The organism is Sulfuricurvum sp. MLSB, assembly GCF_000747095.1.
In the GTDB taxonomy this organism is placed as follows: Bacteria; Campylobacterota; Campylobacteria; order Campylobacterales; family Sulfurimonadaceae; genus Sulfuricurvum.
This window is the reverse complement of the sequence record NZ_JQGL01000131.1, coordinates 22,144-33,256: the sequence shown is the minus strand read 5'-3', so window position 1 is coordinate 33,256 and position 11,113 is coordinate 22,144. Positions and strand designations below refer to the sequence as shown.

11 protein-coding genes are annotated in these 11,113 nt (G+C 49.5%); all 11 read right to left on the bottom strand.

Going from position 1 to position 11,113, the window contains the following annotated elements:
* Positions 1 to 125: 125 nt before the first annotated feature.
* Positions 126 to 2,141: a 6-hydroxymethylpterin diphosphokinase MptE-like protein gene (locus tag JU82_RS09340; RefSeq protein WP_037949728.1), complete on the bottom strand. Its 2,016-nt coding sequence runs from the start codon at positions 2,139 to 2,141 to the stop codon at positions 126 to 128.
* 55 nt (positions 2,142 to 2,196) lie between these two features.
* Positions 2,197 to 2,901, bottom strand: a complete 705-nt coding sequence (locus JU82_RS09335; protein ID WP_037949725.1) for an acylneuraminate cytidylyltransferase family protein — start codon at positions 2,899 to 2,901, stop codon at positions 2,197 to 2,199.
* A complete protein-coding gene (locus tag JU82_RS09330) occupies positions 2,894 to 3,946 on the bottom strand; it encodes a nucleotidyltransferase family protein (protein ID WP_037949724.1) in 1,053 nt (350 codons plus the stop codon). The genes JU82_RS09335 and JU82_RS09330 overlap by 8 nt, the downstream gene beginning before the upstream one ends.
* 86 nt (positions 3,947 to 4,032) lie before the next feature.
* Complete coding sequence (locus tag JU82_RS09325) at positions 4,033 to 4,737, bottom strand: nucleotidyltransferase family protein (protein WP_037949722.1); 705 nt, start codon at positions 4,735 to 4,737, stop codon at positions 4,033 to 4,035.
* On the bottom strand, positions 4,734 to 6,212 hold the full coding sequence (locus tag JU82_RS09320; RefSeq protein WP_037949720.1) for a PfkB family carbohydrate kinase: 1,479 nt from the start codon (positions 6,210 to 6,212) through the stop codon (positions 4,734 to 4,736). Before JU82_RS09320 ends, JU82_RS09325 begins: the two co-directional genes overlap by 4 nt.
* Positions 6,213 to 6,983 carry a class I SAM-dependent methyltransferase gene (locus JU82_RS09315; protein WP_037949718.1) on the bottom strand — a complete coding sequence of 257 codons (771 nt, stop codon included), beginning with the start codon at positions 6,981 to 6,983 and terminating at the stop codon, positions 6,213 to 6,215.
* Between the two features lie 14 nt (positions 6,984 to 6,997).
* On the bottom strand, positions 6,998 to 8,107 hold the full coding sequence (locus JU82_RS09310; RefSeq protein WP_037949716.1) for a radical SAM protein: 1,110 nt from the start codon (positions 8,105 to 8,107) through the stop codon (positions 6,998 to 7,000).
* A gap of 5 nt (positions 8,108 to 8,112) precedes the next feature.
* Entirely contained in the window at positions 8,113 to 8,838 is a 726-nt protein-coding gene (locus tag JU82_RS09305; protein ID WP_037949714.1) for a hypothetical protein, read from the bottom strand.
* Positions 8,835 to 9,323 (bottom strand): transketolase, encoded by a 489-nt coding sequence (locus JU82_RS09300; RefSeq protein WP_294892735.1) that lies wholly within the window; start codon positions 9,321 to 9,323, stop codon positions 8,835 to 8,837. The genes JU82_RS09305 and JU82_RS09300 overlap by 4 nt, the downstream gene beginning before the upstream one ends.
* Positions 9,316 to 10,119 carry a transketolase gene (locus JU82_RS09295; protein WP_294892734.1) on the bottom strand — a complete coding sequence of 268 codons (804 nt, stop codon included), beginning with the start codon at positions 10,117 to 10,119 and terminating at the stop codon, positions 9,316 to 9,318. The genes JU82_RS09300 and JU82_RS09295 overlap by 8 nt, the downstream gene beginning before the upstream one ends.
* A gap of 2 nt (positions 10,120 to 10,121) precedes the next feature.
* A complete protein-coding gene (locus tag JU82_RS09290) occupies positions 10,122 to 11,108 on the bottom strand; it encodes an SDR family oxidoreductase (protein ID WP_037949710.1) in 987 nt (328 codons plus the stop codon).
* Between the last annotated feature and the right edge of the window lie 5 nt (positions 11,109 to 11,113).

The window sequence follows — 11,113 nt, the reverse complement described above, 5'->3', positions numbered from 1 at the left end:
AGCAGAACGTGCTCAGACTCCTTCAGTAGAGTCGGCTTTTAGAACAGTAGCCCTCGGGCGGCTGCTCTGCACTTTTTTATGCCCTTCGGGGCACTTCCCCTCTCTATACTACTTTCTAAAATTTCTTATACATTCGATGTTGACGTTTTCGATCGGGCATTGATGATCGATGTTTGATAGTGCTGATGCAGTTTGAGCAGTTGAGCAACGAGGATTTTTTGAAGTTTCTTCGTATGCCGTTTCGGATTGTCAATGTTTTTGCTGTTGATAAACTCTCCGACGTATCCTGAGATATATTCCAGATATACCGCAAAGATTTGCGAGAGTTCAAATTCTCCTGCTGATTGGACAAGCTGACTGACTGTTTTGCTGTACTCTTCGAAAAAGAGCTGGATGGAGGAAACATTGCTCTCTGAAAAGCTCATAATGATAGTAAACATCTTTTCGGCGTGTTGTATCCGGGTATCGAACTGTTTGCTTTCTTCAATCGTAAGGGTTGAGGAGGAAATTTCGTCAAAAAAACTTTTTATTTGCGTGTAGATCAGGGTTTGGTCGAGTGCGGGATAATTGTCGACTTTAGAAGCTTCCGTCGGTATCGTGCCGTAAAAATACGCCCCGTTATTCAGGTTGTATACGTGTTGGTTTTCCGATTTGTACACGCGCGTAAAATATTCCATACGGTGGATGGACATTTCAAACAGGGGCGTTGTTAACACGGTATCCAGGAAATTGCCTTTGACCGGCAGCGTCGAAGCGAAAAGGTCCAGCACATTCTGGTCGTTGATCGCCTTTTGTCCTTCCAGCGTCGTATCGTTGTGGTGATCGCCCGCATGCGTCCGGCCTGTTTCGGGGTCAAGCGCAAGATCCAGCCCGAGAAGATGTACTTTTTGCGCATCAAAGATAAGGCAAAGTGCATAGCTCAATTCACCGACGCTGAACCCTTCCAAAAAGCCGAAGCTTTTTTTATAGCGGGTGCGTTCCTCAAACAAAAAGATTTGCTCTTTTTTGTAGTACTGCGTGAAAACATGCATGGGGATGCTTGGCGTCAGGATAAACAACGCGTCTTTTAAAAAATCGGGGTTTTCCATACGTGCAAATGTTTGGATCAAATGAAATTCGGATTCGTCGCCGTGAACGACGATATGGGGATGAATGGCATGTTTTTCGAGTGTTTTGACGGCATTCAGTACGCATACGATGATGAATTGGTCGTAATGGCTTTTGAGCCACGCCATGTTTTTATCCAAAGAAGGGCCGGCTGCTACCAACAACACCGGTTTACCTGAAAACAGAGTGTTGTGATGATGTTCCGAGAGGTTTAAAAAGCGGTACCCTTCTTCCAGTGTGTTGAGCACCCGCGCATTTTTTTCGAGTAATCGATGATGCGAGTAGGTCAAATGCGATTGCGAGGCGATAAAACTTTGAAGCTGGGGGATAAGATAGCCGTATGCCTCGGAGAAGAGGGAAAACTTCAAATAGTTGTTGTACAGAAACCCGATATGAAAAAAATGGTTGAATCGTTCGCGAAAGTCTGCCGTACTGTCGGCGATGCTGAAGTCCAGGTCCGCTTTGCCGAAAGCAGACGAGTAATCGGTTACAAACAAAGAAAGCCGGAAGATTTCGAGATTGTTTTCGACGATAAGGTACATATGGCTTTTGATTTTTTTATGAATCTCCGCCATATGTATCCCCAGACCCGCGCCGAGAAAGATGTATTTGTATATCTGCAACAGAGGTTTGTCTTTTGAGGCCACCTGATGTACGTAACCGATCACCGGTGCGGTTGTGGCGTATGAACTCATGGTCGGGTCTGTTTCGGCTGCTTTGGCAACGGCTTTTTCGGAGAATTCAAAATTGTAAAATGTTTCGATAACCGATTCGGTTTTGCTTAGCGTGACGTGCTGAGCAGATGTTTGCGCATGCTGAAGGCTGGATTGGTTGTATAAAAAACGGCCGCTTGAGAGTTCTTTGACGTCAAAATAGCCCTCACGGTATTCCAGTGCGTAATTTTCCGGATAACTTCCCCGCTCGATGGCTTCTTGAAGAATGAAAATTTTGTCATATACGTGTTTGTGTTTTTGTTTGAAAAAATCCAAATTGGTTTGAAATGTTTGAATAGCCTGTTGCTGTATACGCTCCACTTCTTGATCCTTCGGTTGAGTGTTAAGATGCTATTTTAGCAGGAAACACGGCGTACTATTGCGGCTTTTGATCGTTTGCGCAGGAAAGAAGCGTTTTTGCGAGAAGAAAGTCGAATGCTTCATCAATGTCTACAGACGATTTTCGGTCCATGATGTACGCATACGTGTTTTTATTCAAAAAGAACGTGCGCTGATCCGACAATTTTTCCGTCCGGCAGATATAGAGAGCGCCGTTAAGCCGATACTGCTCCGGCAATTCCTGAGAGCGTTTGTTTTTTACCTCTTCGCGCAAAAAACAGCTCATATCGCCGTCTTTGGGCAACACGTTGCTCCACAGAGGATTATGTTCCGTTTCGCATACGGAAATCACGGCATCGGCTTCTTTGGCGATGCAAAGCTCTATCGCTTCATCAATATGTTTATCCGTGCGCAGCGGACTGGTCGGCTGGAGCAGTACGACGTAATCGAACCGTTTCATCAGATTCAGGGCATGTTGAACCGTATCGACCGTAGAGGTATCATCACGCGCCAGCTCGTCCGGACGCTTGAGCGTTTTCGCTCCTGCTTCCTGCGCAATACGGATGATGTCATCATCATCGCTGGTGACGACTACCTCATCGATGTATCGGCTTTTCAGAGCCGCTTCGATCGTCCAGGAAATCAAAGGTTTTCCTTCAAGATCGAGGATATTTTTGCGCGGCAGCCTTTTGCTCCCGCCGCGGGCAGGAATAATGGCTGCAAATGTGGCCCCTTTATACACTGAACACCTGCGAAAACTCAGTATTGGCCCGTTCGAAATCGCTCAGACGTCCGATGTCCAGCCAATACTCATGGATGGGGAAAGCGCCCGTCATGCAATCGGCTTCAGATAGATTGTTGAACAACGAAGGCATATCAAAAAACTGGTTGTCCGGCAGATATTCCAGGGCTTCGGGTGAGAGCATGTAAATCCCGGCGCTTACAAAAAACGTGTGCACGGGCTTTTCGACAATGTTTCTGATTTTTCCGTCTTCGACATTCACGACGCCGTAGGGGACCTGAAAATCATACTCGCGCACGCCCATCGTAGCGATCGCTCCCTGTGCCAAATGGAAATCGTGCAGATGTTCGAAATTGATATTGGTCAGCAAATCGCTGTTCATTACAAAAAACGGCTCGTTCAGCATGGACCGCATGAGGCTGAGTGCTCCGGCAGTCCCCATGCGCTCTTTTTCATGGATATATTCGATCGATACGCCGAAGGAGCTGCCGTCCCCGAAATAATCTTCGATGACGTGCGAGAGATAGTTCACGCTGATGATGAAATCGGTATAACCGTATTTGGCAAAATTCTCGATGATGGTTTGGAGAATCGGCTTGTTTCCGACCCGAAGCATCGGTTTTGGGGTCGTTTTGGTCAATTCGCCCAACCGTGTCCCCAGCCCGCCGGCCATGAGGACGACTTTGTTCGTTTTGTGTTTCGGCTTGATCAGTTCTTCGATATCGATGATGCCGGCCGGCCGGCCGGATTCGTCTACGATCGGGATTTGGCGCAGTTTTTTGGAGAGAAGTATCCGAAAAATCTTCTCGTTTGAATCGGATATTTTTGCTACGGTAGGAGTTTTGAAAAAAATCGTTTCAATACTGCTATCGACTGAGAGGCCGTTGAGCAGTCCCCTGCGAATATCACCGTCGGTGAGCGTCCCCAATAAGCAGTCATCATCGTCGATAACGAGAGCGATTTGCATTGCACCGCTGTCGATGATTTTCAACGCCTCTTTGATCGTAGCCGAATAAGATACTAGGATGTTATTGGTTTTTTTCATAATTCCATACCTAATCATGATCCTTGCTTCTATACATATTGACTGTTAATCAAGATGTGTAAAAGATAGTATAAATCGTATTTTATCTAAATAAAATTTTTTAATTCCACTTGTGCCAAGGCGTAGCTTTCCAATGTACCGATATCCCGGTGATAACCGTCGTTGTGGAAAGTATAAATCCTGTTGATAAAACGGGGCAGCACTTCGGTGCTGAAATCGACTTTTTCTTTGTGCAGGCTCTCAATAAAAGCGAGGATGGAAGGCTCCAGGATGTAGACCGCCGCGTTGGCAAGGTTTCCGGGGGGATGAGCGATTTTTTCATGAAACTCCGTGACGACGCCTCGCTCATCCAGCGCTACAATGCCGCAGCTTTGGGGAGTGTCGGTCGCGAACGTCATCATCGTCATTTCGCAGTGTTCTGGGCGCGTACGATGTGCATCGATAAAAGCGGAGAAGTCGCAAAAACTGAGATTGTCGGCATGGACCACCATAAACGCTTCGTTGTTCAGAAAGGGTTTGCACGCCAGAATGGTGCCGCCGGTCAGCAATAGCTCGGGCTCATGCAGCAGTGTGACGTTGTTTTTCCATGGGCTGAGACCGATATGCCGCTCCACCTTTTCCGCCATGTAGTGGGTGTTGACGATAAATCGGGTAACCCCCGCTGCGCTGAGGTTTTCAAACCAGTAATCCATCAACGGCTTTCCGTTGATCGGGACCAGGCATTTGGGCAGATGATCCGTCACCGGACGCAAACGGGTTCCGAGACCGGCGCTTAATAAAAGGGCAATCATGCCATGATCTCCCGTTCGAGTTCATGGATATTGAGCGGAATATTTCCGACGCGGCCGACCTGACAGGCTGCGGCGATTGAGCCGATATAGGCTCCTTCCATGACACTGGCTCCGACGGCTATGGACATGGATGCCGATATGAGCAGCGAGTCGCCTGCCCCTGCGACGTCTTTGGGCGCGCGGTTCAGCGCGGGGATCTGATCGGTGATCCATTTTTTGTTTTTGTCGGCGTGGATAAGGACCCCTTCGGACCCAAGCGTGATGAGAACATTGGCGATGTCGCTTTGTTTGCGCAGCTTTTCGGCCAGGATGATCAATCCCGATTCAAAATCGTTCAAGGCGAGACGGACCTCTTTTTCGGTAGGGGTGACGAGTTTCATGTGACGGAATTTCGAAATATCCCCTATCTGTGATGAGGACTGGCTGTCGGCAACCATCATGACTCCGTGCTGACGTCCCAATGTGGTGATTTTGTCTATCAGATGCGGCGGCAAACAGCCATAGCTGAAATCCGAAAAAACGATAAGATCGGTTTCGGCGATCTTTTGCTCAATGTCTTTGAAAATTTTGTTTTGAAGATCGATATCGATGTGATGCTGTTTGAGGTGGTTAACCCGCAGCAATGTTTTGTTGTGGGCGCGGAAACGCTGTTTGAGTGTTGTAGGACGGCTTGTATCTTGGACCAGATGGCATTCGACGCCGTAATCATGGAGCTTTTCCTGAACAAAATGACGGTAATCGTCTTCGCCCAAGACCGAATAAAACCGGACTTTTGCCCCCAGCCCGGCAGCGTGAGAGGCGACGATGGCCGCCCCCCCGATGAATTTATCCGAAGAGATCGGCGTCACGACGATCGTCGGGTCTTCCTGACTCATCCCCAGAGGGTCGCAAGTGATGTATTCGTCCACAATCGTATCGCCGATGACCAATACGTTTAATTCTTGAAACTTCGTAATGAGTTTTGTCAGTTTGGCGGTATTGATGCCGTGCCGTTTCAGATAGTTTTGGGGTTTTTCAATCATGCCGAAGTGGTTACGCTGAAATTCGCTTTCGAGAAGTTGCAATGAGGAAAACCCGATATCCCCGGAGCTGAATACCAATTTTCCTCCGTACGCTTTCACCAATGCCTGTTCAGGGTTATGATGCTGTTTGTGCTCGCTTCCTTTGACGATAATGTTTGGCTTGAGCGCTTTGATGAAGGCCCACGGCTCTTCTTTTAAAATCAATGCGTAATCCACATACATTGAATGCTGAATCGCTTCGAGCCGGATTTTGGCATCGAGCAGTTCGCTGTCGGGAGAAAAATCATTGATTCCGACGACTAAAAATGCGCCGTTGGATTTTGCAAATTTGAGCAACCGGAGGTGCCCGGGATGGAGAATATTGAAGTTACCGTTGATAAAAACAATTTTTGCGTTGTGCGCCAGTCGTCTGATCTCGTTGACATTTTCCGTGACAAAGTCATTTTCGATCATTTAGGATCCTTTAGGTTTCATGACAACGAAAATCTCGTTGGTGGGGACTTCGACGATTTCGGGCAGAACACGCAAAGAATGGGTCAGAATACCGTCACGGTAGGATATGGGCGTCCGGCTTAAAAGCCGGTCAAGATAGATCGCAGCATATTGTTCCATCTGATACGGTTCATAAAGGACGATGTCCATGTCGAGGGTTGCGGCCAACTTTTCAAAACTTTGTCGTGTCCAGTAGGTCAGATGCTCCGGCGGTTTATGATAGTACGGGATCACCCCTTCTGCATTGACGGTTGTTATGGCCATCAATCCGTCTGTGTCAAGGTGAGAGCGGAGAGTCTTCAGTGTGGGCACAATGGCGTTGAGATGTTCCAGCACCCCCCACAGCGTGATCGCATCAAACGAACGGTACGGCAGCGCATCAAACGATGTTTTTATTCTGGAATTGGTGTTGTCCGGATTGAGCTCAATGCCAAAGCAGCGCTCCCCTGCGATATCCACAAATTCCCCTTTGCCGCAGCCAAAGTCAAGAATGACGGCGTCCGGAGCGATTCCGAGATCTTCGAGTTTTTTCAGATTTCTACGAGCATTACGCTGCACGATGGTCGCATCCGCACGTACATCATGATAGTTGCCGTAAAAAGCCTGCAAAACCTGATCGCTCGGATTCGGTACGGTGTATTCCAGACCGCAACCGCTGCATTTGTAGACGCTGTAAACCGTATCGACGATGACCGAGTAGCTGCCGGATTCTGTAAAACATATTGGGCACACGTGTTGACCTTTGCCTAGATAAAGTTGATATGTTGCGGCGGATTGCCTTTGGGCGCGCTTAGATCGATCTGCCCTTTTTTGTAGGCATCCAGAAACTCATTGGGCTTGTGCTGCAAACACAGCGATCCGCACATCTTCTGGGCATTGAAATTCGGCGAAGCCAGATAGTTCATGACATCCCAATAACGATCGCTTTGAACGATTTCTTTGAAGCGGGTGGTGACGATATTGCCGATATGAAACTTTTTATATCGCTCGTTAAAAAGCATTCCGCAGGGGGCAACCAGTCCCGAGCCGGAAATCTGGATCTGAAACGGCGGGCCGTAACAGCGCTGATAGCTCCGTTTGCCTTCGGAGCTGATTTTCGACCATTTGACCGAAACCTGGTATTCTTCATCAGAATAGGATTCCGCTTCGTGCAAAAGATCGTCGAGTTCGGCGTATTTGGAATAATCGACTCCAAGCTGTCCGTCTTCGCTGTCGCTGGTGTGTTTGATAACCAGATAGTCCGGGCGCAATTCCTTGCCCAGTTTCGCCAACGGGATCACCTGATCGGCATCCTGCGGCATCAAAACCATTTGCATGCCGATAGTAACATCGAGGTTATCGCGTTTTTTGATTTCCACCATGTCGCGGATGTTTTGGCATACCTGATGAAACCACTCTTCTTTGACCCCCATGATCTGGGCGTAGCGCGCGGGTTCACCGGCGGAAATGTTGACGCGCAGGTAGGTGAGATGGGGCAGGATGCGTTCCAGGCTTTCTTTGGTCGAATTGTAGCCGTGCGTCGCGGTTGCCATTGATATCCCCAGCTGTGAACCGCGGATGATCGTATGTTCGAAATGGGGCGATATCGAACTCTCCCCATCCGAGACAAGGCTAATCGCTTTGACTCCCATCTCGGCACAATCTTCCAAAAAAGCGTCGATCACTTCGCGGGTGATATCGAAACGGTCGTTTTCCTGAAGTCGGGCATAGCAAAAGCTGCATCCGTAGTTGCACGCCCGGGTCAGTGCCATATCGATGGTAATCGGTGCGATTCTCTCTCCGCGTTCCCACGCTTCGATCCGTTCTTTATGCCATGCGATTTTTGTGGCGTCGAGTATCAGTTTTTCTTCTTCCATGGTACCTATATCCGTTTCTTGTTGCGGTCTTGCATATTGTGATACATCACTTCGATCGGAAAGCCGAACACTTTGAATAGATGGTGTTCAAGCGCCATTAATAACTCCGGCAATTTTTGCAGGGCTACGCCGGGCAGGTCGACTTCGATGCGCGAATCGCTGATGAAGACGACGTCCGGCAGGACGGCGATGCCTTGTGTCTTTAGAAACGGTTCGATTTCCTGCAGGATCGATGCGTGTTTTTGCTCAACGCTCTGAGAACTCCACGAACCCGGAGCGGATTCGAAAAAAGTGCTGACCTGCCCGTTGTAACCGGTTTGGCGGCGGTACTCTTTGGCTGCATCGTCGATCAACCGTTGCAGCGTCGAAAAAATAGGGGCCATATTGGCCGTTTGCACGATCCCGGCAACCGGACGGCGGTTCCATGCATCTCGCATACGCTCTTCCAGTTTTAATACGGCATGGCTTTGCGCTTCGATCAGCGGCAGCCCTTTGAGCAGTTGGCACAGGGTGTGTGCCAGAGCTGCGTCATCGTGTCCTACTGACGCATCGAATGTGCAGAATGCTTCTGTGAGCGTATGTGTTTGGGTATCTACGCACAGGGTCAGCCGGATGGCTTCACGGGATGCGCAGATGCGTACGGACGTTTCTGTGCATGGCTGGTTGTGTTGAGACGGCGGTAGCTGAACCTTTGCAAGGTTTTGGGCATAAAGCTCTAAAGAATCGTTCACTGGCATCTCACATACACCGGTCCCTCATAGGATAGCATTCTGGCAATATCGGCCTCGAGGGTCGTTTTTGAAGGCTCCAGAATTAAAACGTTTTTGAAAATTCCCATCATTGCCAGATCGTCGCTGTCCATGCAGTGGCTCCTGCCCAGCTTTTCAAAATAGTTATCCGCTCCGACACCGACCAGTTTGACGTCGGCGTTGTGTTCGTTGAGGTCATAACGGATCTGTTCGTAGGCGCGCATCACCAGAAACGGGACCTGAGAATACACGATAGGCTTTAACCCGGCAAGGTGGAGCCCCATCGCCATACTGATGGTCGCCTGCTCGCAGATACCGACATTGAAGGCGCGCTCGGGATGGTTCTGCAAGAAGTCGTCCAGTACGGCAAAGCCCATATCGCCGGCCAGCAAAACCATGCGTTCATCTTGGCGAAAATAACGGTAAAGCTCCGCCATTACTTCTTTTTTGGTTGCAAGATTATTCATCGTCGGCCTCCAAAACGTATCCGTCTTCCGTAGGGCATCGGAAATGGTGATTGACGGAGTTTTCGATGAAGCCGATTCCCTTGCCTTTGATCGTATTGGCAAAGACGACCGAGAACATACCGCGCGATTGCCCGGAGAAAAAAGGCGAAAAAGCTTCATGTAAAGCCGCTTCATCGTGTCCGTCGAGATCGTGAAAAAAGTCTGTATAGGAAGAGAGCACTTTGGATAATCGCGGATTATCCAGACCGACGTCCTCAACCCGGTTCATGGCCTGCAGCCCGTTGGCATCGATAATGATCAGAAGATTATCGAGTTTCATCCGATACGCCAGCCCCAACGCCTCGAAGTTGCTTCCCTCCTGCATCTCTCCGTCTCCGACGATGCAGACGACTTTGTTATTCATTCCCCGAAGTTTGAGGGCCTTTGCGATTCCGACGGCAATCGGAAGGCCGTGTCCCAATGAACCGGTTGAGGCTTCGATCATGTAATCGGGATTTCGGGTCAGGCATCCTTTGATGGAGGCGCCTTCGGCGTAAAAGTGTTCCAGTTCATAATCCGGCAGAAATCCGAGCCGGTTCAAGATCACATAATACGCATACGCGCCGTGACCTTTGCTGAAGATCAGGCGATCGCGCGATTCGCTGCGGGGATCGGTCGCATCGTATGTCAGAAAATCCCGAAAGAGTACGCTCAAAACTTCGACGCACGAAAGAGACGGCGCCAAATGCCCCGCCTTGCTTTTGCACGAAAGGGCGATGGTGTGCTTGCGGATGTGTTCGGCGTTCAGGTTCGGCATGCTCATCCCAGATATTTGAACCAGTCTTTGGTCGCTTCTTGAATGCTTGCTTCGTCCCATACGGGAGCTTCGCGCCACAGTTCGATGTTCTCCAGCATAATTTTCACCCCTTCTTCGAATGAGACTTTCGGTTTCCACCCCAGTAGCCGTTTGATTTTGGAAATATCCGCATAGGTGCAGTCCGGCTCACCCGGCCGTTTGGGAATGTGGATTTTTTCCGCACCGAGCAGTTCGACGAGACGGTTCACCGAATAGGTGTTGTCACTGCCGACATTTAGAATCTCCTGAACAATATCGGAGCGAGCGGCGGCATAACACGCCGCCGCGACATCGGTTACAAAGGTAAAATCGCGGGTCTGTTCGCCATCTCCGACTACGGTGAGCGGCTTTCCGGCCAGCAGCTGGGCCAGAAAAACGCCGAATACCGCTCCGTAGGTTCCGCCCGTGCGGTGGCGCGGACCGTAGACGTTGAAGAAACGCATCGAGACGACAGGCAGATTGTAGATTTTCCCCCAGTTCATGACGTATTCTTCCCCGAGGTATTTGGTCAACGCGTACGGATACTGCGGATCGATGGCGGCCGTTTCGGGAGTAGGATAGGTATCGGGAATGCCGTAACACGAAGAGGAAGCAGCGTAGACGAATTTTTTGATGGATGTTTTGCGGGCGGCTTCGAGAACGCGGATCGTTCCGTCGACGTTGGCACGGTGATAGGTCAGAGGATCGTTGATCGAGGGGACGATATCGGCAAGTGCGGCAAAATGAAAGACATAATCGACATCGGTAAAATAAGGGTCAAGATCGGTTCCGTAATCGCCGATATCCGCCTGAACAAACGTGATTTTACCGTTTCCCTGATGATGAGAGAGGTTCTCAAGCCGCCCGTTCGCCAGATTGTCGATGACGGTGACGCTGAACCCTTCTTTTATCAGCAGATCCGTCATATGCGAGCCGATGAACCCGGCGCCGCCCGTTACGATTGCTTTCACATGAT